The organism is Paenibacillus sp. 203, from assembly GCF_037027525.1.
Classification (GTDB): Bacteria; Bacillota; Bacilli; order Paenibacillales; family Paenibacillaceae; genus Paenibacillus; species Paenibacillus polymyxa_B.
Genome location: NZ_JAXCHD010000004.1, coordinates 544,612 through 571,046, shown reverse-complemented (window position 1 = coordinate 571,046; position 26,435 = coordinate 544,612). Strand labels below are relative to the sequence as shown.

Genomic DNA, 26,435 nt, shown 5'->3' with positions numbered 1-26,435 from the left:
CAATGCCTACCGTCTTTTGGTGTTTGGATATCCAATGTCACTGGATCATTTCAAACGGACAAAATGTATTCCTCCAAGCCTATTTTCAAACCGTCTTCATCATTGCTCGATGTGACCCTGTCGGCAATTTTCTTAACTTCCTCCGGCGCATTTCCCATTGCAATCCCAAGGCCTGCGTACAAAATCATATCCATGTCATTATAGTTGTCTCCAATGGCCATCGATTCACGATAAGTAATATTAAATATCCCCTCGAGCTCCTGAATGGCATACGATTTGGACACCATCTCATCCATAATTTCCAGATAAGTTCCCTTGGATTTATAAACACTGATACCAGTAACTTCTTTATTGATTTGTTGTACAAGCCGCTCAATGTCTTCGGGATCTCCCATGCATAAAATTTTGTGAATATCATGATCTTCTTCTATATATGAGGGGAGTAACCTCTGTATGGGGGAGCCATTAATAATTTCCGCTTCCTGAATTACCCAAGGATTTTGAATGTTGCCAACGATCCACTGGTCATGTTCATACAAGTTAAAACTGATAGAAGGATAATGATCCATTACAATATCGTATATTCGTTTAATGCTCTTTTTCGATAAACAGATACTATGAAGGATTTCCCCGTTGCCGCCCAATATTAGAGCACCGCTATAACAAATGATGGGAGCGTGAATATTGAGCTCTTGCTGAAGAGGAAAAATGCCGCTTGGCATTCTCGCTGAAACAAGTACAAAAGGGATATTTCTTCCCACAACTTTTTGGATTGTATTTTTGGTGTCGGACGTAATTTGATGTTTTGAATTTAACAACGTCCCGTCAATATCGCTAAAGATTGCTTGTATCATGGCCGATGGCTCCCTTGCGATTATTTATCACGATTCTTCCTCAAGCGCCTTGATAATTTCTACTCCGCTATCCTGCAACATCAGCAATGAGTGCTCCGGTGCATCCTGATTTGTAATTAGAATATCAATTTCGGAAAAATTCAGGCCTTTAAACGGGCTTGTTAAATTAAATTTTTTGTAATCAGCAAGTAAAAATACTTCTCTGGCACGTCCCGATACCAGCTTTTTAACTAAAGCATCATCACGGTTTGCAAAATACACTCCGTCTTCCATGATGGCGGCAGCTCCTAAAAAAGCTTTGTCAAAAAAAACATCGTTCAACTGCATAGCCGTGTAGTGGTCATAAAAAAAACGGTTTTCATGATTAAATTTGCCCCCGAGCAAGTTTATGTTAATTTCACTTTTTGCTGATAAAGCTTCTGCATTATCCAACGAGTGTGTATAAACCGTGAGATTCTTGTCCAATTGCCCACAGAGCAGTTGAATGGTAGTCGATACATCCATGAAACAAACATCTCCGTCAGCGATGTGCGCGGAAGCTGCTTTTGCAATGAGCATCTTTTGCTTTGTTGCTGAAGTTACACGTTCCTTGTAGGCTCTTATTTCTTCTTTTAATAAGGGCAAGGCAATACCTCCATGGGTTCTGATAACTCCCCCTTCGTGAACAAGCTTAATAATATCCCTTCTTGCCGTATCTCTCGAGATGTTCAATAAATTACAAATTTCAGAATTTGATAATTGGTTACGGCTTTGGAGATACTCCAAAATTTTTAAAAGTCGTTCCTCTTGGTAAATATAAAGCCCCCCTATCCCTATATTCACTATAAGCGATTAGACGCTTTTTGTTAAGTGTTTTTAAGTATTTTTATAAAGATAAGCAAATTGCTTATATTGTGTATTTCACATAGCAAGTCCCCGGTCCGCATGCATATTGCATTAAGAGTCCGGGGACTTTATTCATTTTGCCTATTTATTGATAAATTCAATCTTTTGAAGCAAACGTTTTATCATAACTGCCGCCTCGGCGCGGGTAGTTGTTGCATGTGGCTCATAGTGTCCAGTGTCCATACCTTGTGCGATGCCCTGAGCTGTAACAGCGGCTACTGCATTTTGCGCCCAAACCGCGATAGACGAGCGGTCGGCATATCCATCTAGCGATTGCCCGTTTTTGCTGTTGACTGAGACATACCCGGTATATTGTAATGCTTGATGGACAAGTAGAGCCATCTCCTGGCGGCTAATTCCCGATTCAGGACGAAAAGCACCGTCTTCATAACCTTTGACCAGCCCAGCTGAATAGGCTGCGCTGAGATATCCGCCGTACCATGAACCCTTGACTACATCCCTAAAGGCTGGAGTCGCCCGTTCTTTAAGCCCAAGTGCATGAACAAGCATAGCGGCAAATTCGGCGCGGGTAACAGGCCTGGATGGCTCAAATATTCCTTTTATCGAACCGACAACAATTCCTTTTGCGGCAAGCAGCTCTATGTCGGCTTTGCCCCAGTACCCAGCTGGTAAATCATCGAAGGTTGGGCTGCTGTTGACAACGGTATATACACCATTGGAATTATGCTTTATTTCAACGGAGGCTCCATCATCCCCAGCCCGAAAAATGCTCGGTACAAAGATAAGTTTCCTTCTGGCTTCGTCGTAGCAAACTGCGGTGGAACGATTTGGGTCCATCGCTGATGAAAGCGGAAGTGTCCGGCTCACATAGGTATCACCGAAATCAAGAGCGGTTGTTGTACTGCCTGTTACTGCTTCAGCCTTGAAGTCTATAGGAGTCGTTTCCACGGTTGCGCCCGCTTTTACAGCCGCTTCTTGAATAGCCGCATTTTGCTGCATTGTTGCCTTGGATAACGTAATTCGCAGCCCTGGCACGCTATTGGAAGGTGAGGTATTTCTATTCACCCTGCTGGCTGGAAGGGTGTACGTCCCCAGTTCTGTAATTAACTGAAGATCCAGAGTTCGATGCTCGCTCCAAAGCTTATTGGCCATGCTGGTCAGCTCAACGATAACCACGTCAGCCCCAGCAGCTTTCACATGCAAAGTTAGTGCAGAACCTTTTCTTACCGGCAAAGCTTTAAGCAAAGTAAGATCATCCACGACCACTGCGGCTTCTTTCCTGCCATCAGCCTTTTGTGTAATACCCGGAGCATACTCCAGTATTCCTGAAGTGGCGGAAGCCGGAATAGATGCCTTGACTGGCAGCTTTACCGCCTGGCTGTCGCTACCCTTGTTGTTCTGAGAATTGCCACCGGAATGGCCGGAATTGGAACTTGATATTATTCGAACACTATTAAAGAATGCTGTTGTATCCCTTACATTTAACCCAAAGTATCCTCGTGTGTAACTTTGGTCTTTGGTATCAATCACCAGTTGTCCGTCCAAATAAGCCTTTATGGTATCCCCGACAGCTACAATTTTGAGGTGATAATCCTGATTTGTCCGTAGTTTCAGCTTCGCGTCATTATTGTAGATGGCAAGATCACTACCGGTCCCTTTAACAAATTTCATCAACTTAACTACATTATTCTTTACATCCAGATTAATTGCATACGCATTTTTTGCCGTAGGGTCTGAACGAAAGACCAAGGCACCTGCGCCGATGGGGTTTTCTATGTTATCTTTTTCAGGATCATCGGGATGCGAATCTGTATCCGGCACTTTAATGTCCGCTTCATATATAAAGTTCTCACCGAAATTACTTGCCAGAATAAACGCATCCCCTACGCCCTGCCCCTGTTTTCCATTAATAGTATCCGCCCATTTGCCGCTGATCGTCGTCCAATCTGACAGTACGGAGACACTAGATGGGGGCGTTTTCCAGACACTTTTTAACGGAAATATTTTTAAAGACTTTAATTCCACATCCCCGCCCTTACTGTAGATTTGCATTCCTTTACTCGAAGGATGGGGGAATATTTGGTCAGTTATCACTGTTTCTCCATTATTCCCGAACACCTCCAGCGCTGACCGGTCAACAAAAATATGCATTTTCACCGTACCGTTTAAAGCCTTCAGCGGGCCCTCATGTTTATTTGTGATATCAGGTCCGAAATCATAATTCCCGGAATTCGTACGGTCAACGAACAGCTTTTCATTGTAGACATCATACCCGACCGTTGTATATTCCTCAGTTCCTTTACGAACCTTAAAACCAAACTCAGTTGCTTCGGTGTTGGAAAGATCAAACTCTGCAATCATTTCAAATGTATCGTCAGAAAAGTTGGATAGGAGGTCGCTTTCTCCCTTAATCTTTTCATTTATATATGAAATTCCCTTTGTTTCAGCACGAATGCCGGCCAGAGAAATTGGTGTTTGTTTTAAGCGTAACCCTTCCTCTGTCTGGATCAGTTCCATCATTCGCGGCAGTGACATGGAACTTCTCCATGTTGAAGTAGGTGTATCTTGAGCATAAGTCCAGTTACTCATCCAGCCAAGCCAGTATTTCTCGCCCTTCTCCCCTTCAATTCCGCTCCACTCCACACCGGCATAATAATCAGCTCCATAATCGGACCATAATATTTGGTCGGAAGAATTCTCATTGGTGAAGGTTTTCCCATCAAAGCTTCCTACAAAATATTGCATTCCGGATCCGCCTGCAGGTCCTCCCGGATTTATACTTACCTGCAGAACCCATTTCTTTTTTGAAGGGTCGCCATCAATAGGCAATTCAATTAATGCAGGACATTCCCATACGCCGCCTATACTTCCGTTTGTAGAAGGTATCCACGAACCTGAGACGGCAGACCAATCCGTTATGAGGCCACTTTGTGGCAAATTGCCTTTTTCCGGCTCTTGTGCAACCTGGTCAACGTCTTCCGGAATTGGTTTGTCATTATAAACATTGATATCATCCAGGTTGATATGCCCCCAACGTCCCGTTGCATTGTCTACAGCTTTGATATATAGCACTTCACCAATATAATTGGAAGCATCCCATACGTATCTGCTATACGTTTCCTTTTCGGATTTCGTATTTGTTTGACGAAGCAATTCCTGATCGTCAGAAGCTCTGACTAACGATAAATAACGGTTGCTGACGTCTTTGCCTCCGCCCATCATCAGGTTAATCTCTCCGGAGCCACCCAGTTTGAAATAGGATGAATGCAGTTCTCCAGTAGCATCATCCCCCTTGTGACTATCGGAAAACCCCCATAGATGATACTTGCCTTGCTGGTCGAAAGTTCCACCCCACCAATCCTTTCGATCTGTTACATGGTCATTAGTAAATGCTTCCCCTTGTACACCGGTCCACCCAGTCAGATCCCCTGTTTCAAAATCATGGTTAAGTATTTCATTCTCCTCTGTGATGATATTTTTGCCCAACTGAACATTCTGGAAGAGCACAGAGGAATTCGCCAAATGCAAGCCGAAAACGCCGGAGGAAAAGGTAGAATCATTTACATCCTGAGTAAGTTTACCATCTAAATATACTTTTATATTCTCTCCATAGGTCCTCACCTCTAAAGGGTAATCCGTATACGTAGCGAGAGATACAGTGGCCTCGGCTAGGACTGATTGCTTCCCGTCCTCAAGCTTCATCAATTTTATTTTATCGTTGTGAGCGTCGAGGCTCGCCATATATCCATTTCTCACCTCGGCATCTGCCCGAAAAACAAGTGAGCCGATTTCATCTCCGCCATCCGATAATTCAATGTTCGCCTGATATCGAAAGTTTTCTCCGGCTTGCCCGCTCATTATATATGAATTCGCCGCGGAAGTCCCGGTCATTCCTTTCACGGTGTCTTCCCAGGAACCGCTTACAACAGTCCATTTTGACAAATTGGTCACAAAGTTTGATGTATTATTGAATTTCACATTTCGAAAAGAGGCTGTTGAATTCCATGCGGTTAACCCATAGTAGCCGTATACAAATTCATCATCCGTTTGTTCGATAACCGATTGGTTGTTTATAAAAACCTGAATGTGATGTCTATCCGTTACAATTTGTAAATGATAGGTAGATGAAGTATCCAAGCGCAAAGAACTGGCCCCAAGTTCAATGCTTTCTCCATTCCTATTTTTGGTTAAAGTTACGCGATCATTTTTGGCATCTAGATTGACTACATAGCCGTTGGCCGCACGCTTATCAGACCGAAAAACCAGTCCTCCTGATCCTTCCCGGCCATTTTTTGCATTAAGGGTAATGTCGCCCTCATAGTTGAATGATCCACCTTCTTGTGAGGAAATCGCGTAAGAAGTGGAATCCAGACTATTGGCCTGTATTCCACCATCTGGACCAAATTCACTGGCATAAGTCCAATTTTTTAAATTGGGAGAAGTATAGAACATCACCTTATTGTTAGCAACTAACGACATCACCCACTGATTGGATTGTTCATGCCAAAATACTTTGGGATCGCGCCAATCGGCGGCGGGAGGTTCAGGCATTACCGGATTCCCTTCATACTTTTTCCATGTTCTCCCTTTATCCAAGCTGTAAGCAATGCTTTGAACCTGACCCTTATCACCTGAATGGGTAAAGATGGCTACCATTGCTTCCTTTCCAAAGCCGGCTGTATTTCCCCAGTCGATTACAGTGCTTCCGGAAAAAATCTGTCCGTGGATATCAGGAGAAAGTGCAACAGGTAGATGTTCCCAATGAACAAGGTCTCTACTCACAGCATGCCCCCAATGCATCGGTCCCCATGTCGTTCCATATGGATAATTTTGGTAAAATAAATGATATTCACCCTTGTAATAAACCATTCCATTGGGATCGTTCAACCAGTTGGCCTCGGGAGAAAAATGAAATTGATTGCGGTACGTTTCCTGATAATATCCTGGATCTGATGCAAACGCTTTCGTGAATGAAGTTAAAGATAATAATAAGATGATACTAAGTGCTAAAGAACAAATCCGATTCATATTTTTACTCCTCATCTTGTTCACTCCCTTTATAACTAATTTTATAAATCAGTTCAAAACGCCTTATAATGAAAGCCTATCCCCGGTGATGGATAACTCCTTGACCAAATAGTTTTAAGAATTATTCAAGCCAAGACACCGAGAGCGTATCCAATAATACCAATTGCGAATAGCGCAAAAATGAGAGCCATGGCGTTCACTTTCTTTTTAAGCAGTCTCATGCAAAGGAAGGTCAGTAAGAACGGTAGTAACCTTACTGTACAGCCGCTTAATCGTCGGAATTAAGGAACCAAGAACGTACAAATATTTTGTTTGAGTCGTTTTTGGTCATCATCTTTTCTTCCATATGTACTCCCCTTCTTTCATAAAATATTTTCTTATAGCTCTTCAATTTCCGCCGTATTTCGAACTGAGCTGGATGTATAGCAGAGCCAGCACAGTTCCTACGATCCCAAAACCAACTAGATTGATGTTCGTGAAAGCGGCAATGACAAATCCCAGGAAGAAGAAGGGATGTTATAGCCCACTGCAAATAAGCAACATACTTAACTTCCTCTTCACCATCTTTCATATCCTCTTTTAATATTTTGAACTCCAAGTAATGTTCTTGACAAAGCGTTTATATTTAACTCTATAGTTCAATATCTTATGTTTACGCTGCTTTGGTCACAAAAATCCGACGAAGTCCGGCCAAGGATAACTCCCTGACCGGCACGTTTTAAGCCAAAACACCAAATGCGTACCCAATAATGCCTACTGCGAATAAAGCAAAAATCAGAGCGATTGCGTTCACTTTCTTTTTCAGTAGCCTCATACATAAAAAGGTCAATAATAGTGGTAAAAGTCCAGGCATCAATTGATCCAAAATCATCTGAACGGTTGTAATAACCTCTTTTCCATCCGTTCCCACATAACTTGATACCACCAGCGGCACATTCAGGGTGGTCCATTTGGAAACAAGTGCACCCATAACGAAAAGCCCCAGTATGGAGGCTGACTCCGTGAGTTTTTGCAACCGGTTTCCCGACATATCGGAGACAATCTCCGTACCTTTGTGATAACCGTATTTCAGACCGTACCATTTCGTTGCCAAGCGTGCAGTGTTAAAGAGAAGGAAGAAAAGAACCGGTCCGACAAGGCTCCCGGATAAGGCGATTGAGGCTCCGAGAGCAGCCAGAACCGGGCGTAAAGTCCCCCAGTAAATGGGGTCACCCACTCCCGCCAGAGGTCCCATTAAACCGACTTTGACTCCACTTATGGTGGCATTGTCAATCGGCTGGCCGCTCGCTTTCTGCTCTTCCATCGCAGCCGTTACACCCATAATAGGCGCCGAGATAAACGGTTGAGTGTTGAAAAATTCCAGATGTCTTTTCAATGCCTCTTTTTGATCTTCTTTCTTGCTGTACAGCCGCTTAATCGCAGGGATCAAGGTGACACAGAAACCGATCGACTGCATTCGCTCAAAATTGAACGAGCCTAACAGGAAGCATGAACGGACAAACATCTTATTTAAATCACTTTTAGTCAGCTTCTTTTCTTTCATAGTGCTCTCCTCTCCCTTCAGGTAGTTACTATAACTCTTCGATTTCTTCCATCTTCTCATTACGCTGGTTGTATTTTGGGCTCAGCTGGATGTAAAGCAGAGCCAGAACCGCGCCAATGACCCCAAAACCAACCAGATTAATGCTGGTAAAAGCTGCAATGACAAAGCCCAGAAAGAAGAATGGCATCAGGTATTTGGCTGCCATCATATTAATGACCATCGCATACCCTACGACGACGATAAAGCCGCCCGCAATTTGTAGTCCTCTGGTGATAACCTCCGGAATTGCGTTAAGCATAGCAGTCACCAGGCCCGTTTCTGCGGCAACTGCCACCAAAACAGCGGGCAAAGCAACGCGCAGACCTTGCAAAAGCAAGGCAATAAAGTGACATAGCTCAATTCCTTTGAAATTTGCAGATTCCGCATACTTATCGGCTAAATGCTGGAAGAAGACAGTAATTGTCCTGACAAAAATGGTAAGCACTTGTCCGGCGGCTGCAATTGGAATCGCAACGGCAATTCCGGCGCCGATCGATTGATGGCCGACGATGACCAAAATGGTTGAAACCACGCTGGCTAGAGCAGCGTCTGGTGCCATGGATGCTCCTACATTCATCCATCCCAAAGCCATTAATTCCAGAGTACCGCCAAGTATAATGCCAGTTTTGAGATCGCCGAGGACAAGGCCAATCAACGTACACGCAATCAGAGGACGATGGGTTTGCCCTTCATCCAGAACGCTACCCATGCCACATATGGCCGCTACCAGTGTTACCATCACAATTTGAAAAACAGTCATTTCTATAACTCCTCTCTAGTTGCCGCCTGGTATTTACGATCACATATCCTGCAGTTTGGTAATCAAGTTGATTTTCGGATCACTGGCTACTTTTCTGATTTCCAGCTCAATGCCTTTTTCATGCAGCTTACGAAATGCATCTACATCCTGTTGGTTTACGGATACCGCCCCGGTAATCTGTGTCTTTCCTTCCTTAAAACACATTCCTCCAACATTCACCGAGCGGATGGGTATTCCCCCTTCCACAACCCGCAGTACATCCGTAGGGTTGGTAAAGAGAAACAATGTTTTAAAATCACTGTATTTGGGGTTATTATAAGCCTCTATCGCTTTATTAATCGTTACGACATACGCCTTAATTCCAGGCGGCGACACCTGAAGCAATAAGGTTTTGCGTAATGTATCCGCTGCGACATCATCGCTAACGGCGATAATCTTATTGCACTTCGCTTCTTTCACCCAAACGGTCGCCACCTGACCGTGAATCAGACGGTCATCAATACGAACTAATGCAATTTCCATTCTATAATTCCTCCTCTAATTGACTGTTTCGAATGGCACGAAAAGACATCATGGAATCGTGCCCTGCATGGATCGCTAAATTTACCAAATTCTCCACTTGTTCAATTCCTCTGTTTGCAAGAAGGTCAACGATCATTGGCAGGTTTACTCCTGTCACAATATCCATTTTTTCATGGTTAACCGCAATTCGGCTGGCAGCATTATAAGGACTGCCGCCGAATAGATCAACAAGGAAGATAACACCGTCCGTCCAATCCAGCGATGCCAACGCAGCCTTATATTTCTCTACAAGTCCGCTGACACTTTCACCTGGTTCAAACGTAACACCTGCCACATTATCCAATTGGCCGAAAACCATTTCTGTTGACCTCAGTATTTCTTCAGAAAATTTCCCGTGTGTCCCAACAATTACACCGATCATCTGTCTCACCCCCTTTGTTTCTCTCCACATATCTATGATGCAAGTTCTGTGCCAAACTTCTGTATAGATCAGAGGAAATTTTGTAAACAACAAAAAAAACCCCGTTGCGTCGGAGGTTTTTTTCCAGTCTGAACAGATCATTATTTATCAATCTCCACTGCTTTCATACACATATGAAAGCGTTTTATACTCTTTGGCCATTACTGTGGAATAAAGTTATATACTTCGCTCAACATTTCGCAAATATAATATTTTTCGTCTTCAGAAAGTATAAGATTCATACCAGAAACAAATATGCTGCATGAACGGTTTACCACCTCGAGTATGTGCTGGTCGAGCTGTTTCACTTCCCCCTGATAAACAAGTCCATCGCGAATAACCATACGTTCCAGCGCATAAGCTGTGTGAGTAGAAATTTGGACTTTTGTTGCATAATCAAATTTGACTTCTAATCCAAGTTCCAGCTCTTGCACAAATCTCATCACCATTCCCAGAATTTTGTGGGGATTCAAATAAGTCATAAATTCTTTCAGACTTTCCTCGCATAACTCCCTGACGACTACACTTTGATCCACAGCAGGGATCTGTTTGTTATTCAGCAGTAGCTCTCTCAATGTCTGCTCACCGCTCGCTTCAATCAGCTTTTCCAAGGGAATAAACGGGATTTCCGGCTCGTTTGGCCGTTTTACTCCAATCACGGCAAGAATGGTTCGCTTAGACCGCATATCCTGGACCACTTTATCCAACTCTCTTACGTTTGCCGGGACAACCAGTATTTCCTCATCCGTCAAATCGCAGACAATTTTCTCTACAAACTCTTTCAATTTGACCGCTGCACCTTTGCCAGAGGAGCAAACCGTCACAATTGCCTTATAAACTACTTTCACTGCGGCGCTGCTATTGTTATATCCCCTGAAATCTTTTAGCGATTGGTATATTTCCTCTATCCCCATGTCAAAAACACTGGCCTTTCGGACAGCCTCCAGCGTGAGCGGAGTTGAAACCATATCAATAGTCTTTACATTGATTCCAACACGTTCCATAATAGTTTCTTCAAGATTGAGCAAAGAGCCCATATCAACCAGCAGCAACACGCCTCTACCACGGTCAATGCTCTTTACTTTATCGATAATAAGCTCCAAAATTTCCCTAGGACTGACATCGAGGGGCATATCAACAGCACAAAGATTAGAACTGCCCAGCAAGCTGTCTACGACGCCGACGATGCTGCTCGCTGTACTGGTACCGTGTGCTGCCACAATAATTCCCACACTACCCTGTCGTTCTTCCTCAACAGATTTCAGAAGAATCGCCATATAAGTTATTTCGGCCTCCGGTACATGTACACCAAACTTAGACTCGATCAAACTTTTGATAGTCTGGGCCAGTCTGTACTCTTCATCATGTTCATTCATCGGTTCATAGATTCGGGCATCACCGTATTTTTTCTCTCTGGTGCGCTTGAAAAAGGCGCTTAAATGAAGACTGAAAGCATACACGAATCTCTCGCTGTAAATTCGGTTTAGTTCCTTTTTGGCCATTTCCTTAATCTGCTCGGAGAATTCAAGGATGTCTTTGTCCACAATTTTCAGAATTCGTTCCCTGCTCCCTTTGGTGTTATAAAAACGGTTATAAAAGCTTTTAATATGGATATTGACATCCGTAGCAATAAATCTGTGGATGTAGGCGTCGTCGAGCCCTTCTTCCTTCAGCATGCCAATCTTGTCTTCAATTAGTTTGTAAAGGTTAAACGGCAGCTCGGAAACAACCTCTTCATCCAAAGCTTTTCTTCCTTCTGGAGTAATGTATAGGCACGAGGAAATACATCCGATTTCCTTCATCTTATATTGCGTTTTATCAATATTAAACAAACCATCTCGGATATTTCCCGGCAGGTTTTTAAAATCAAGTCCTATTTCTTCTTTGTTTTCATGTATGCTGTTTAAAAAACCTTTAGCGCATACCAGCTGGATGTTCGACTTTAACTGGCCGATATTGCCGTAGGTGACGCTGCCGATCAGTGCTCTTACTACCTCTGGTTCAATCCTAATCGGCTTGTTTACCCTATTGGCCTCGTTAGCAAACAAATGCTTCAAAATCAGCATTTGCTCCTCAATAGCACGTTCCTGAAGGGAAGGGATATTGATCGTGATGGGTAAGCGCCTAATGAAGGTTTTCAGCATGGATGATCCGGGATCTTCCGTCGTAGCTCCAATCAATAACACACTCGCATCTCTTTTTCGATCCGTTTCGCCCAATTTGTTATAGGTGTGAGTATCCATGAAATAGAAAATCATTTCCTGGCCTTCTGGGGGTAAACGGTGAATCTCATCCAAAAACAGGATGCCTCCGTCAGCTTTCTCCACCAGCCCTGCTTTTTCATGATCAGCGCCTGTAAACGCCCCTTTAACGTGACCAAAGATGTGGGAAAGTAACAAGTGGGGGTTATTGAAATAATCAGCGCAGTTAAAAACGATAAATGGCGCATGCTCTGAAAACCGCTTCATATACTTGCCATAATGGTACATCAACCTGGCAAACATAGTTTTTCCAACACCCGTCTGCCCGACTATCAGGGTATGCAGACCTCTAGGAGGATACAGAATCGCTGCCTTCCCCTGCTCAACCTGGTTACGCATGCTGCCCCTGAAACCGATCAAGGCATGGAACGGATCGACCTGTTCGTCAGGCAGCAATACCTCTTTGATGCTTTTGACCTCAATTTGTTTCTCTTTCAGCCGAACCCGAAAGGTGTCCTCGATAATCTGCTTATGCAGAAATCTGACCGGTCTTCCTTTGATTTTAAGGATTAGATCGTCACGCAGCAGATTATTCAACTCTTTGCTCACATTGTTTCTCAACATCTTTTGATCATCAGCAATTTCCGCAGCCGTAATCCCTTCCCCCGCAAATAAAGCCTCTTTGGAAATTTTCTTGGTGCTTTCGGCAATATACTCTAAAATCTTATCTATTCTTTTCACCTGTATTCCTCCAGCCTGAATCAGTCATTGGAAATTGATTCCAACCCGCTTATTTAGGGAACAGAATATGGTTTTTCAGCGCATGAGCTACTCCATCCTCGTCATTCGAGAGAGTAACGGTGTTGGCAGCAGCTTTGACCTCAAGGGGAGCATTTTCCATGGCAATGCCAAGTCCCGCAAAGGCCAGCATGTCGATATCATTGTAGTTGTCACCCATAGCCAGACAATCGCTTTGTTTCAGTTGGTACTCTTTTAGCAGAATTTGAATGGCTGCCGTTTTGGAAGCCTTTTTTGACATGATTTCCAGATAAGTAGGCTTGGATAAGTAGAGATTTACTTCTTCGCCGTATAGGGGTCGCAATACTTGAAGGACGCGTCTGATCTCTTCGGGATCACCCATGCACAAAATTTTACTTGTTCCATCAGTCTCTTCCCTCCAACCACTGGTAAGCTTAGAAAAACTATAAATGCGAGGCTCGATATTGGTGATGTCACGTTCTTGAAGCGCCCATGCATCCAATTGTTCAATATACCACTCATCATCCTTATACAGGCTTACGTGAAGATCATACTCAGCCAGGCTGTCAAGCAAACACTGTGTCATTTTCTTATCTATATAACGGGTGTTCAGCTTGTTCCCGTGTTTATCTATAACAAGTGCCCCACTGTAGCATATGAGAGGCTCAGAAATACCAAGATGCTTCTGCAATGGAATAATTGCTTTTGGCATTCGCGCAGAGACAAGAACCACTGGAATCTGCTTATCATTTATAACCTGGAGAATGGTTTCTTTGGTTGCTTCCGTGATTTGATGCGCCGAGTTAAGCAGCGTCCCGTCAATATCAATGCAGACAATTTTATAAGTTTCCATAAATGATTCCTCCAGCTCCAGTGTATTTTGTTATTCAATGAATGAGTATACAAGAAAGATAGTGTATATAACCAAAAATACAACACACATAATAACTGTTACTTATTACGACAAGCTTTGGCTTGTTTATGAATCGTTTCTATCAGATAAAATTACTCGGTAACGTTAACATCTAGGCAGGAGAATTGCATAGGCTTAGAGAAGTAGATCTTTCATAAATGACTGACTGTGAATTCGTACCGGAAATGTATGGAAAAGGAGTTTGAATAAGTCAATGATACGATATGGATTACAACAGGAACAAGGATTCAAGCTGGTTATGACGCCCGAATTGCGACAAGCAATCACGATCTTGCAATATTCTTCGGCTGATTTAATATCCTTTCTGCATGAACAGGCGAACAATAATCCAGTCATTGATTTGCCGGAGTTTAATATGTCCATAGGCAGTATCAAAGAAGAAGCAGAGCGGTTTTCACAGAAAGATCAAGGAGATCTGCTTGAACATTATCGTGGCGGAGAAAAATATCCATCGGTCCAGCGAGCAAACCCCGTTACATTTCTGGATTTTGTCCCCAATCCGAATGATACCCTGTTTGAACATCTGAACAGGCAGCTTGGACTGGTATGTGGGCTTACAAATTCACAGCGTATGGTGGCACGGTACCTCATTGGCAATTTGAACGAAATGGGATATTTAGAACTTGATGTTCCAACGGTCGCCTCACTATTGGACGTTCCCATAGCCGAAATTGAGGATATGCTCTTGGTGATACAGAGTTTTGATCCACCGGGGATCGCCTCTTACAGCTTGGAAGAATGTCTTCTTCTCCAGCTCCAGCTTGCTGGCATGGATGATGAATGCATAGTCAGAATGGTAAGCAACCATCTGGCCGATCTGGCGAACAATCGGATACAAAAAATTGCGGATGCTCTTGAAATCGGTAGGCAAGAGGTTATACAGATGGCCGATCGAATTCGCAAGCTAAATCCATGCCCGGGCGCAGCATTTGCTCATAAAGAGCAGCAATACATCATAGCAGATATAACGGTCGAAAAAGCCAACGGGGAATATCTTGTCCTGATTAATGACATTAGTGCGCCGCGGGTTGAGATTAACCCTTTTTACCGGCAAATGATGCAGGATCTACCGAATAGTGAAACCAAACGTTTTATCCATGAGAAGATGAATACGGCAAAATGGCTGGTCAATAGCCTGAAGCAACGTCGGCTGACCCTTCTACGGGTTGCCAAGGCCATTGTGGAAAAGCAGCAGGATTTTTTTGAGCATGGCGTGTATTTCCTCAAACCAATCACCCAAAAGGAGATTGCCGATAAGACGGGCTTACACGAATCCACGGTCAGCAGGGCGGTCAGTAATAAATTTATACAGACGCCTCGCGGATTGTTCGAGCTCAAATTTTTCTTTACTTCCTCCTTGACGTCAGCGGACGGAGATGCTGCTTCATCGGAGAGTGCAAAAAAGCGTATCAAAAATTTGATAGATGATGAGGACAAGCAAAAACCGTTATCGGATCAGGCTATTACTACCCTACTGGGAAAGGAAGGTTTGCATCTATCACGCAGAACCGTGGCGAAATATCGGGAAGAACTGAGATATCTTTCTTCTGCCAAAAGAAAAAAGTTTGAAGTTTGAATGTTTAAGGAATAGTCGCGTTTGATCCGGTTCCATATTTTTCGATTTGGCTTGATCCTGAATGATCCGACTCGCTAGTTCTTGAATTCACCATTACACCTCCTTTCTTGAACTAGGATGTTTTCACTTTTGAAACGCTTCCAATTTGCTGTGAGAAAAACATCAGTTAGTAGATCCATACTATGAATCGACCGAATGAGCTAATATTTTTACAATAAAATCATGTAGTTTCGCCTTGCTTGAAGACAACGGGGAGACGATACACTTGCTGATCTAAAGTTTCACCTTCGATTTTCTTATAAAGCAGTCTGATTGTCATACGTGCCATCTCCTCCACTGGCTGCCTGATTGTAGACAATATCGGATGAAAATAAGAATGGTCCTGAATCCCGTCGTAGCCGATAACCTTTACATCCTCTGGAACGCGAATGCCCTCCCTGCGTGCTCTTTCTATATAGTTGGCGGCTAACATATCGGTAATAGCAAAAATGCCGTCCACATCGCGATGCTCATTTAGGAACTCGTTAAAATAGGCATCGTCGTCCACTATAGGGTCGGGCTTCTCGTAGATTACATAATCGACTCCCAATGTTTGCGCCTCATGAATGAAACCTTTTCTCCGATTCATGGTTTCACTGAAAATGGAAGTGACGCTTCCCATAAAAGCCGGTTTCTGGGCCCCCACTTTAACAAGCTCCCTCAAAGCCAGACGCCCTCCCTCATAATTATCGGAGGTCACACAAGTAATTTTTTTGTTGAAGTGCCTATCAATACTTACAATCGGAATGTCATTGCTTACGCTATTTTCTATATCATTGTAAGTAATGCCGACAATACCAGCCACTTTGTTTTGCCGTAGCATATCCAGATAATACAGTTCTTTTTCGGGCTTGCCGCCGCTATTACACAACATGAGCTTAAAGCCTTCCTGATCCAACTCATCCTCAATGTAATAAGCCAGTTCAGAAAAAAAAGGATGCCAGATACTTGGAAGCAGCAAGGCTACCATCTTGGATTTCCTCATCTTGAAATTTCGAGCGACTTCATTAGGAAAATAATTCAGTTCTTGTATAGCTTCCTCCACTTTTCTGCGTGTATCTGGTTTTACAGAGCCCGAGTTGTTAATAACTCGGGATACAGTTCCTACAGCTACGCCAGCTAAGCTAGCTACATCTTTAATACTTGGCATCGGCATCTCCCCCCTATCTCTCTTTATGAAAATTATAATAACACTAAGATGGAAACGTTTCAATTTTGTTGATGCTCTTTTTTCGCTGAAGCTCTTTATCTTCCTTACCGGGCTGAAGCACCAGCGCGGATTCCATTAGGTATACGTCCTTGTCCTCTACATCTGTTCATATTCATCTCTATCCTTAGGGTCAAGTTCTAAAAAGCAATAAAATAAACATTCTCCCTGTGTGTTCGCTATAGACATTATTCAACATAACGCACAAACGTATAATATATTGATACTTCACAACTTACGTTATATACTATTATAAATTTATACACTGGGGGTAAGGTTAAAATGTCCATAGCTTCGGAGTTGAGCGAAACGAAGCCCGATTCACTCAGCTTTTTACATGGGGTTAAAGATTGTATTCCTACATTGCTTGGTTATGTATGTATTGGGTTCGCGGCAGGCATTGTGGGTGCCTCATCAGGGGTTAGCACCATGGAAATTGCCTTCATGTCGGCGCTTGTATACGCCGGAGCCTCTCAGTTTATTATGTGCTCGATGCTGGCTGCATCCAGTCCTCCATCCGTCATTATTTTAACGACATTCATTGTGAATGCTCGTCATCTGCTGTTAAGTGCGTCGCTGGCTCCTTACTTTTCTAAATACTCATTGTGGAAAAACATAGGCATCGGCGCACTTTTGACGGACGAATCCTTTGGAGTAGCGTCGGATAAATTGGCTAAAGGCGGGCAGGTCAGTGACCGCTGGATGAACGGGCTTAATATTACAGCTTATCTCGCTTGGATTGCATCCTGTGTGGCGGGAGGGGTTCTCGGGAACTGGATTTCCCGGCCGGAGGCTTTTGGTCTGGACTTTGCCTTGCCTGCGATGTTCCTTGCCCTGCTTATTTCCCAGCTCCAAAGTGTCCAGACCTCCAAACTCAAGCATCGCCTGCTGCTTGTGCTATGTATGGCTGTTCTGATGTACCTTTTGTCCTGGTGGGTGCCATCACATATCGCCGTCATTGTAGCAACCATGATCACCGCAACGATTGGAGTGTTAACCGACAAATGAGCATTAATCCTAATGTCCTGTATATCATAATCGGTGCCATGATTGTCACGGCGATCCCAAGGATCATTCCTTTTGTCGTGCTGCAAAGACTGACGCTTCCCAAGCCAGTGCTACAATGGCTTTCCTATATTCCCATCTGCATATTCACAGCCCTCGTGATGGAAAATCTGCTCGTCCGAACCGAATCCTCAGTCACTCTTAATCGGCAAGTACTTATGGCTGTCTTTCCTACGCTAGTGACCGCCTTGTGGAGCAAAAACCTGCTGGCTACCGTCGTTGTCGGTATTGTGAGTATGGCTGTAGTTCGACTATTGTGGTGAAGATAAAAATACCCTCCTGAAATAGGAGGGTATCTGTCCTTTCTTATGATCCACCTGTCGTCCTTACTAACGAGGGCGACAGATCTTCTTCCTCAAAACCACGTTCTCGAAGAATGTGGCAATCCGTAAATTGACGCATCTGACGCATACCTCTACTACCAGTAAGCATATCTTCAAGCACAATCAATCAATATTAACCCAAGGTTCTCCATTCTTTTTTTACATTTTTTACTTTCATTATAAAAGCAAACGGGCAGAATTTAAATCGAGTTCCATCACATATCGTTCATCCCCGTGAATATACTTAATAACCAACAAGGCCAAACTGTGCCGTGTATCCACTTGGGGGGTGCCTAATAATGCCGGAACCACGCCAGCCATATTCATTCGTCGTATCCCGCGAAGATTGGTCGCTGCATCGCAAAGGGTACCAGGACCAGCAACGTCATCAGCAGAAGGTCAAAGATGTCATTAAGCAAAATCTACCCGATCTGATAACGGAAGAAAATATTATTATGTCGGACGGTCAACAGATTATCAAAGTGCCGATTCGCAGTCTGGATGAATATCGCTTCATTTATAACTATCAAAAGCAAAAGCATGTAGGCCAAGGGGATGGAGATAGTCAGGTGGGGGATGTCATCGGACGTGATCCTGCCTCCCAGAAGCCTGGTAAAGGTGAGAAAGCCGGCGACCAGCCGGGACACGATATTATGGAAACGGAAGTCAGCATAGAAGAACTGGAAGATATGCTGTTCGAGGAAATGGAATTACCGAATTTACAGCAAAAAGACAAGGATCAAATTGAGGTTGAATCTATCGTGTTCAATGATATACGTAAAAAAGGCATGCAAGCGAACATTGACAAGAAACGAACTATTCTCGAAAATCTGCGCCGCAACGCCCGTGAGGGGAAACCGGGCATTCATCATATTAGTCCGGACGATCTTCGCTACAAAACATGGGAAGAGAAGACCATTCCCCAATCCAACGCGGTGATTATAGCCATGATGGACACATCAGGCTCGATGGGCTCTTTTGAAAAATATTGCGCTCGCAGCTTCTTTTTCTGGATGACCCGCTTTTTGCGCCGTCAGTATGAAAAGGTGGAAATTGTCTTTCTCGCGCATCATACCGAGGCTAAAGAGGTTACGGAGGAAGAATTTTTTACCCGCGGAGAAAGTGGCGGCACGATCTGCTCTTCGGCTTATCTGAAAGCACTAGAGATTATCGACAAACGATATCCTCCTTCCAGCTACAATATATATCCCTTCCATTTCTCGGATGGCGATAACCTGACCTCAGACAATGAGCGGTGTGTGAAGCTAATCGAGGAACTTATAAAGCGAAGCAATATGTTCGGCTATGGAGAAGTGAATCAATATAATCGCAGCAGCACGCTGATGTCAGCCTACAAGAATATTAAAAAGGATCAGTTTATGTACTATGTCATCAAGGAAAAAGGTGAGGTATACCAAGCCTTACGTACCTTTTTTCGCAAACGGGAAGGGGGAACGGTGGGATGAGCACCGACCAGAAGGAGCTAGAATATGCGATATCAGAAATTATGGAGATTGCAGATGGATTCGGGCTCGACTACTACCCGATGCGGTATGAGATTTGTCCGGCGGATATTGTATACACGTTCGGAGCCTATGGTATGCCCACACGCTTCAGCCACTGGAGTTTTGGAAAAACGTTTCACAAGATGAAAATGCAGTACGATTTTGGATTGAGCAAAATCTATGAGCTGGTCATTAACTCCAATCCCTGCTATGCCTTCCTGCTGGAAGGAAATTCTTTGGTGCAGAATAAACTAATTGTCGCCCATGTGCTGGCACACTGTGATTTTTTCAAACACAACGCCCGCTTTTCAGCTTCTAATCGCAATATGGTGGAGAGTATGTCGGCCACAGCAGATCGAATCAACAGCTATGAAATGGAATACGGTTCAAAGGCTGTGGAATCCTTCATTGACTCTGTACTGGCGATACAAGAGCATGTGGATCCACAGATCATCAAACCAAGGCATCTGGATAAGCAGCGCTACATGGAGCTCAAAATTCGGGAACAGAAAGAACCCGGAAAACGCCACCGTCCCCCTGGGCCTTACGATGATCTGTGGTCACTGGACACAGTGAAGCAGCATGATCCCGCCGAGACCGAGGGCATCAAGGTACGCAAGTTCCCACCGGAACCTGAAAAAGATATCGTCTGGTTTATTCAGGAATTCTCGGAGGTGCTGGAGGACTGGCAGCGGGATATTATGACGATGCTACGGGACGAAATGCTGTATTTCTGGCCCCAAATGGAGACCAAAATCATGAATGAAGGCTGGGCCTCCTATTGGCACCAGCGGATTGTAAGGGAACTGGATTTGACCGGGGAGGAAACCGTTGAATTTGCGATGCTGAACGCTTCTGTCGTACAGCCTTCCAAGCAAAGCCTAAACCCGTACTATTTGGGGCTGAAAATATTTGAGGATATTGAAAAACGATGGGATAACCCAACCCGTGAGGAACAAGAGCGACAAGGACGCAAACCGGGCGAGGGTCGAGCTAAAATGTTCGAGGTGCGAGAATTCGACTCGGACACCTCTTTTATACGCAATTACATGACCAAGAAACTGACAGAGGATTTGGATCTGTACGTGTTTGAGAAACGGGGACCCGATTGGAAAATTACTGATAAATCTTGGGAAAACATACGGGATCAGCTTGTGTTTTCACGTGTGAATGGAGGCTCCCCTTATATCGTCGTCGAGGATGGAGATTACCTGCATACGGGCGAGTTGAAGCTCAAGCACCAGTACGAAGGCATTGAGCTGGATTTAAAATATATGGAGCGCACACTTCCGTATGTATATCAGCTGTGGGGGCGCACCGTTCATTTGGAAACCATGATTGAGGGTAAGCTCGCCTTATTCTCATATGACGGTAAGAAACATCATCGCAAGTTTGTATAGATATATAAAATCAATAGCCATCCTAATTTAAAAAGGTGCATTCCGAAAAAACGGATATGCGCCTTTTTACTACTTACTTAATAACAGCCCTAAGCAATCACCATTTCTTACGGACTGGATGGACATATTTTTCCAGAAACTACTTCCTCTTAAATTCGACAATGTAGCTTTGATTGAGCTGTTTTCCACCTTCCGAAATGTTCTGGTACATGGATAAAAACCGGGCGGATGGGCTCCATACCGTTGGGCTGTCATAGGATTGGATATCGGTCGTAACCGGAGTGGTTTTACCCGTGAACTGGTCAAACACATACAGCCCTCTCATGCCTTGCTGATCCTCATCATAAATGGAAAAAGCAAGCTTGGACCCGTCGCTGGACCAGCTTCCACGACTCATTAAAGTACCTTGACCGACGATTCCTTTCTCTTTGCCCTGTTCATCCAAAATGATCATACGGGCTGGTTCGGATGTATTCCATTTTCGCTTTTCAATGGCAATAGACTTACCGTCAGGCGACACGGCAAAGGACATGGCACCCTCTGCAATGGTCACAGCCTGAGGATGATTGAGGGTGAACCGATTCAGCACCGGATACCCTTGTTTATCACTACCTGTATAAAATATGGCGTTACCCACTTTTTCGACATGAGACATCAATTCAGAGCGATTCGGATCTTGAAAACTCAATTCTTCAGCCTTGCCGTCCAGACCAATCAGCTGGATTTTACCATCCGGTGTGCCTGTAATGAGATCATTCTCATCGCTCCAGCTCACTTCGTTAGTCATATCCAGCTTGCCAATCGGTGTAACCTTACCACTGCTTAGTTCCAAAATGTAGCCCTGGATATCATATTTGCTGCTGGTGCTACCTTCAGTAAAAAAGATATGGCGCTGATCCGGTGATACCACAGCAAGTAACTGTGGAGCCTTACGACCTGGTGTTAAAATCCGCTCCTTGTTTGTCTCTACATTATGAATCCACAGCTGGGTTTTACGCTCGACAATCAACTCTTCGTCGCTCAGCCAAGACCTCGCGTAGACATCCCCCAGCCTGCCGATAGACGATACCACCAGCTCGTCCGTTACTTGCTTCTGGGCTGTATCCGTGTCAATCACAGTAAGCTGTTGGCCCGGTTTCATACCGAATGCTGGATTTGTCTCTCCTGCGCTCTTCATGCCGCAACCACTGAGCAATCCCCCGACGATTAAGCCGGTCATGAGCACCCCCGTGGCTTTCTGTCTGAAAACTCTGGTACGGGAATTTTCGCGATGAGAGAAGCCGTTCTTATGCCTATAGCTGTCTATGTTTTTCTTTATCATGTACAACGGCCTCCTTGTTAACGATACCCCCAGTTTAATGCCAGAACATCTCATGAATACATCGAATTGTTTCCAAGTTGTAAACAAGACATCATTCTATCTAGCCCTGTGCTAACAATCGGCCGGTTACAGGGAGCCATCGTGAACCAAGAGGGGGAGTCTAAGCGAAAATTCATTCCCACTTACATTCGTATGGCCGTTGCCATTTTCCAACCCGCCATGATCTGAAGCTGTAAGCTGCAACTCTCCCCCCATGCGCTCCGCCAGTCTGCGCGCCAGAGGAAGACCGAGTCCCGTACCGCTGTCCTGACGAGATCGATCACGACTCAAGGTAGCGAACGGCTCAAAAATCATGTTCCATTGCTCCCTGGGAATCCATGGACCGGAATTACGTATATACACCATCACAGTGTCCTGTTCTACCCGATTCGATAACGTAATCCATCCACCGTCCCGATTGTACTTCACTGCATTATCCAGCAAATTCAGTATAATATGCATCAGATGCTTAGGGTCTCCCCACACCTGGGCAGGAACGGTATCTATCGAAAAATTCAGTCCACGCGCTGCCGCTTTTCCTCGAATACGGATCCCTGCATCTTCCAGTAACGAATGCAGTTCCACAGCCTCCGTATGCAATTCAAAATCATATTTATCCAGCACAGATAGCCGCAGCGAGTCCTCGACAAGCTCGTACAACCGTTTTGTTTCCTTACTGATGCTTTCTCTCGCTTCACGCACCAGTTCAGGATCATCCCCATACATATCCAGTAAATCAGCATAAGCTTGAATAGAGGTTAATGGGGTCTTTAGTTCATGGCTGATATTTCCAATAAAAGATTTTTGCTGCTGCTCTATCTCTCTCAAGCGCTGAACCGCTTCTTCCAGCCGGAGCTTTTCGTTTTCCAGCGCGGTAATGCTCATCCGGATCACATGACTCATTTGGAGCATTCCTTCATCCAGTCTTCCCAGTTCATCCTGCCGCCGCAGCAGTCTGGCTTTTGGATAATGCCCTGCCGATATCTGTTCGGAAGCCCGAGTCAGTCGTCCGATGTCCCTCGTCTGGCGACTAACATAGCCTAAACCCAAAATAAAGCTCAATATCAGCACCGCACCCCCCGTCCATAGAAACAAGTGGGCAATGGCCCGGTAGAACTGCTGCTGTGCTTCTGTTGAGCTGTGAAGCTGTACCACTCCCAGTAAGCCGTCTGGACCTTGAAGCGGAGCCAAATAAGTGATTGCGCTTCCTTCCGTAATATACGCAATTTTGCCTTGGATCGCATAGGAGAGCGCCTGGCTGACATCTGTTCTAAAAGCCAGCGATAGAGAATTGCCAACCTCATGCCCCTGACTATCATATAAAATAACGCGCATATTACTGGATACCCCTAGTTCCACTGCGAGCCCAGGTGCCTGCTTCTTCATAAAGTCTTCCGGTGATTGGCGCACTCCCAACAGGTAAGACTGTTTTACACGCATTTCTACAATTTCGGCCTGACGCTTTAAGCTGCGTTCCATTTGATCTGTCTGGTTAGCGCGAATACCAGTAAGCACGAGCCAACTCAGCACACCCACAGTAAACAGCAGCAAAGCCGCCAGTACCAACGGAAATTTCCAACGCAGGCTCAAGCCTGTAGGTTTGCGTTTGCGCTTCTGTTGGTCGGTGGACCGCAAGCTTCCTTGCTGATGGAGTGAATGATGTTCGTTCACGTTATTTTCTCTGCCTTATAGCCGATACCATACACAGTCTGCAATATCGCTTGATGTGGCTCAAGCTTCTTGCGCAAGCGCTGGATATGAATATCCACCGTCCGCGTTCCGCCCACATAATCGAAGCTCCATACCTGCTCCAGCAGATCGTCTCGTGTATATACCTTCCCGGCATGAGACACCAACAGCGCCAGCACATCAAACTCCTTGGGGGTCAGATCCAGCGCTATGGCTCCAAGTTCAGCTGTTCGGCTGGACGGACGTACCCGTAATGGGCCGAGGACCACTTCTGTTCCTTCCGGGGCAGGCGCTCCTTCTCGCTCCAGTCTCCGTACCAATGCTTTAATACGAGCAAGCAACTCCCTCAGGTCAAACGGTTTGCTCATAAAATCGTCCGCACCCAGCTCCAGCCCGAGTACCTTATCAACGATATCGTTTTTGGCCGTCAGCAGTAAAATACCGATGCCCTTCCGATTTTCCAAACGGCGGCACACCTCATATCCACCCAGTTTGGGCATCATCACATCCAGTATGAGCACATCCGGGTGGAACAAACGCACTTTTTCCAAGGCGTCCTCCCCGTCAACGGCGGTTTCCACCAAAAAACCCTCTCGCTTTAATGCATAAGCCAGCGCATTTCGAATGCTCGCCTCATCGTCCGCTATCAGTATTTTTTTATCCATGTCCTGCCCTCCCTGCATAAAAAACCGCTCCAGCTACCTATGTTCCCGCAAATAATAATGAATCAGACATGTATGACATATAAACTGCTCACGTGGATCGTTAAGATCAAAATCTGTCATGTCGCGTATCCGTTCTAATCTGTATTTTACTGAGTTACGATGTATAAAAAGATAATTGGCTGTATCTACCAGACTGCCCCTGTTTTCCAAATAATAAAATAACGTTTTGAGTAAGTCACTGCCATGTGAACGATCATATTGCTGAAGTCTCCCCAGCTTGCGTTCAAATACATTTGAAAATTCCTCTTTGTCCATCGCTTCTCCAAGCATATAGTGCATCTCTATATCGCTGTATTTGCATACACGTTGATCAGGATACAGCCGCTGGGCTACAGTAATGGCACGACGTGCTTCATTGTAGCTTTGCAGCAGCTCCCATAACTTTTTGGCACTTCCGATGCCTAAATAATAATCGGCGGTACCCCAGGCCTTTTCAGTCGACCAGTTTTTCAGCGTATCACTCCAGGACATTTCCTGATCAGAGCCAGGTACATTCTGGTGATCATTCTGCTGAAGAGTTGGCAGAAATAATATCGCCCGATTTGAACGAAACTCAATATGAGACACCACACGCCGTCGGGTCGATTCCATACTCAGTAGCCCAGAAAGAATCTCTTCTGGCGGAGCCGCAGCACTTTCCAGTACAGCCACCTCCCAGTCATATTCCGGGTTAAATCCCAATTGACGACCTCTCCGCTCAACCTCATGCCGCAACGGCAACGGAGGTGTCATTAGCTCATCTATAAAGTTCCCCCGTAGTCGGCTTTCCGTATCTTCTACCGCCTTTTCACGCATGAGTTCCAACGCCATCACCAGCCGTGCCTGCTCAATACCGACCTGTTCCATATCATCCAGCTCATTGCGGGCAATGACCAACTTGGCAACTGTACGTTTATCTACGCTAATGGGAAAATGACGAGCACCTTGTACCATCGTCCAATCCCATTCTTGTGGTGAAGTGACAATGGCTTGACCTCCATTATCAATCAAAGCAACCGGAGCTTTAAAAAGCTCTGCTATATTATCGCTTACAGCCTGTATGCCACTGTTCTCCAGCACCATCGTCGTTAACGTTCGATAGATTTCTTCCGAACGTCGCAGCAGCTCTGCCTGTCGGTTCAACACCATATCCATGACACGCTGCGTAATATCCGTATAGGGAATATCGGCTGGAATCTCAATCACAGGAAGGCCGCAGGCATTGCTTTCTTCCAGCGCACTGTGGGGAATTCCCGTGAGAAAGCGGGTAGGCTTGATCACAAGCGCCGCCGCTCCGCCCTGATGCAGTAATTGAATAATTTGGCACAATATCTCAGGCTCATGACGGATCGAATAAGCCGTTGTCATCAACAATACACCTTCCCGGACCCAGCCTTTCAGGTCAGGGACTTCCATAATGTCAATAAACCGGACAACCCGGCTTAGCCCCTGTTCTCCGCTTAATACCTTCGCCTCCTTCAACACGGGTATTGCCATGAGCTCTTGAACTGTTACACCCGGTATTTTCATAAAGACAGACCACCCTGCTATTTATTTTGCAAAATCCTTACTTCATCTAATTTTCAGGATAGTGTACCAAAAAAGTGTACAAAACAAAACC

Annotated in this window: 19 protein-coding genes and 3 pseudogenes; 5 read left to right on the top strand and 17 right to left on the bottom strand. The window is 44.7% G+C overall.

Annotation, left to right across the window (positions count from 1 at the left end):
* Window positions 1–50: 50 nt before the first annotated feature.
* The 12 genes and pseudogenes from WA407_RS12080 to WA407_RS12025 form a co-directional block, all read right to left on the bottom strand.
* Window positions 51–854 carry a Cof-type HAD-IIB family hydrolase gene (locus tag WA407_RS12080; protein WP_336077433.1) on the bottom strand — a complete coding sequence of 268 codons (804 nt, stop codon included), beginning with the start codon at window positions 852–854 and terminating at the stop codon, window positions 51–53.
* Window positions 855–881: 27 nt separating this feature from the next.
* Window positions 882–1,676 carry a DeoR/GlpR family DNA-binding transcription regulator gene (locus tag WA407_RS12075; RefSeq protein WP_250261909.1) on the bottom strand — a complete coding sequence of 265 codons (795 nt, stop codon included), beginning with the start codon at window positions 1,674–1,676 and terminating at the stop codon, window positions 882–884.
* Between the two features lie 144 nt (window positions 1,677–1,820).
* Window positions 1,821–4,919, bottom strand: coding sequence for a GH32 C-terminal domain-containing protein (locus WA407_RS12070; protein ID WP_336077473.1), 3,099 nt, complete (start codon window positions 4,917–4,919; stop codon window positions 1,821–1,823).
* A 762-nt stretch (window positions 4,920–5,681) separates the two neighbouring features.
* Window positions 5,682–6,728 (bottom strand): annotated as a pseudogene (locus tag WA407_RS12065) (glycoside hydrolase family 32 protein); the annotation flags it as partial.
* Window positions 6,729–6,853: 125 nt separating this feature from the next.
* Window positions 6,854–6,976 (bottom strand): annotated as a pseudogene (locus WA407_RS12060) (PTS system mannose/fructose/sorbose family transporter subunit IID); the annotation flags it as partial.
* Window positions 6,977–7,115: 139 nt separating this feature from the next.
* Window positions 7,116–7,241, bottom strand: a pseudogene (locus WA407_RS12055) (PTS mannose/fructose/sorbose transporter subunit IIC); the annotation flags it as partial.
* 205 nt (window positions 7,242–7,446) lie between these two features.
* Window positions 7,447–8,271 (bottom strand): PTS mannose transporter subunit IID, encoded by an 825-nt coding sequence (gene manZ, locus WA407_RS12050; RefSeq protein WP_165176079.1) that lies wholly within the window; start codon window positions 8,269–8,271, stop codon window positions 7,447–7,449.
* Window positions 8,272–8,299: 28 nt separating this feature from the next.
* Window positions 8,300–9,070: a PTS mannose/fructose/sorbose transporter subunit IIC gene (locus WA407_RS12045; RefSeq protein WP_023988666.1), complete on the bottom strand. Its 771-nt coding sequence runs from the start codon at window positions 9,068–9,070 to the stop codon at window positions 8,300–8,302.
* 39 nt (window positions 9,071–9,109) lie between these two features.
* Window positions 9,110–9,592: a mannose/fructose/sorbose PTS transporter subunit IIB gene (locus WA407_RS12040; RefSeq protein WP_336077432.1), complete on the bottom strand. Its 483-nt coding sequence runs from the start codon at window positions 9,590–9,592 to the stop codon at window positions 9,110–9,112.
* Between the two features lies 1 nt (window position 9,593).
* Complete coding sequence (locus WA407_RS12035) at window positions 9,594–10,013, bottom strand: PTS sugar transporter subunit IIA (RefSeq protein ID WP_013309476.1); 420 nt, start codon at window positions 10,011–10,013, stop codon at window positions 9,594–9,596.
* Window positions 10,014–10,213: 200 nt separating this feature from the next.
* Window positions 10,214–12,994 carry a sigma-54-dependent transcriptional regulator gene (locus WA407_RS12030; protein ID WP_336077431.1) on the bottom strand — a complete coding sequence of 927 codons (2,781 nt, stop codon included), beginning with the start codon at window positions 12,992–12,994 and terminating at the stop codon, window positions 10,214–10,216.
* Between the two features lie 49 nt (window positions 12,995–13,043).
* Window positions 13,044–13,865, bottom strand: a complete 822-nt coding sequence (locus tag WA407_RS12025; RefSeq protein WP_235307906.1) for a Cof-type HAD-IIB family hydrolase — start codon at window positions 13,863–13,865, stop codon at window positions 13,044–13,046.
* Between the two features lie 274 nt (window positions 13,866–14,139).
* Between WA407_RS12025 and rpoN the strand changes: the two genes are divergently transcribed.
* Window positions 14,140–15,522, top strand: coding sequence for an RNA polymerase factor sigma-54 (gene rpoN / locus WA407_RS12020; protein ID WP_254327728.1), 1,383 nt, complete (start codon window positions 14,140–14,142; stop codon window positions 15,520–15,522).
* A 220-nt stretch (window positions 15,523–15,742) separates the two neighbouring features.
* Here rpoN and WA407_RS12015 read toward each other — a convergent pair whose 3' ends face one another.
* Complete coding sequence (locus WA407_RS12015) at window positions 15,743–16,711, bottom strand: LacI family DNA-binding transcriptional regulator (RefSeq protein ID WP_336077430.1); 969 nt, start codon at window positions 16,709–16,711, stop codon at window positions 15,743–15,745.
* A gap of 339 nt (window positions 16,712–17,050) precedes the next feature.
* Here WA407_RS12015 and WA407_RS12010 point away from each other — a divergent pair, with 339 nt between their 5' ends.
* The 4 genes from WA407_RS12010 (at window position 17,051) to WA407_RS11995 (ending at window position 21,061) form a co-directional block, all read left to right on the top strand.
* Window positions 17,051–17,776: an AzlC family ABC transporter permease gene (locus WA407_RS12010; RefSeq protein ID WP_235307904.1), complete on the top strand. Its 726-nt coding sequence runs from the start codon at window positions 17,051–17,053 to the stop codon at window positions 17,774–17,776.
* Window positions 17,773–18,096, top strand: coding sequence for an AzlD domain-containing protein (locus WA407_RS12005; protein WP_336077429.1), 324 nt, complete (start codon window positions 17,773–17,775; stop codon window positions 18,094–18,096). The genes WA407_RS12010 and WA407_RS12005 overlap by 4 nt, the downstream gene beginning before the upstream one ends.
* A gap of 359 nt (window positions 18,097–18,455) precedes the next feature.
* Entirely contained in the window at window positions 18,456–19,622 is a 1,167-nt protein-coding gene (yhbH, locus tag WA407_RS12000; protein ID WP_025723949.1) for a sporulation protein YhbH, read from the top strand.
* Window positions 19,619–21,061, top strand: coding sequence for a SpoVR family protein (locus WA407_RS11995; RefSeq protein WP_254351890.1), 1,443 nt, complete (start codon window positions 19,619–19,621; stop codon window positions 21,059–21,061). The genes yhbH and WA407_RS11995 overlap by 4 nt, the downstream gene beginning before the upstream one ends.
* Before the next feature lie 139 nt (window positions 21,062–21,200).
* On the opposite strand, the gene WA407_RS11990 is transcribed toward WA407_RS11995, so the two are convergent.
* The 4 genes from WA407_RS11990 to WA407_RS11975 form a co-directional block, all read right to left on the bottom strand.
* Window positions 21,201–22,382 (bottom strand): WD40 repeat domain-containing protein, encoded by a 1,182-nt coding sequence (locus WA407_RS11990; RefSeq protein WP_336077428.1) that lies wholly within the window; start codon window positions 22,380–22,382, stop codon window positions 21,201–21,203.
* Window positions 22,383–22,508: 126 nt separating this feature from the next.
* Window positions 22,509–24,092, bottom strand: a complete 1,584-nt coding sequence (locus WA407_RS11985) for a sensor histidine kinase (protein WP_336077427.1) — start codon at window positions 24,090–24,092, stop codon at window positions 22,509–22,511.
* Window positions 24,089–24,775 (bottom strand): response regulator transcription factor, encoded by a 687-nt coding sequence (locus WA407_RS11980; protein WP_254327723.1) that lies wholly within the window; start codon window positions 24,773–24,775, stop codon window positions 24,089–24,091. Before WA407_RS11980 ends, WA407_RS11985 begins: the two co-directional genes overlap by 4 nt.
* 33 nt (window positions 24,776–24,808) lie before the next feature.
* Complete coding sequence (locus WA407_RS11975; RefSeq protein WP_336077426.1) at window positions 24,809–26,344, bottom strand: PucR family transcriptional regulator; 1,536 nt, start codon at window positions 26,342–26,344, stop codon at window positions 24,809–24,811.
* Window positions 26,345–26,435 lie beyond the last annotated feature (91 nt).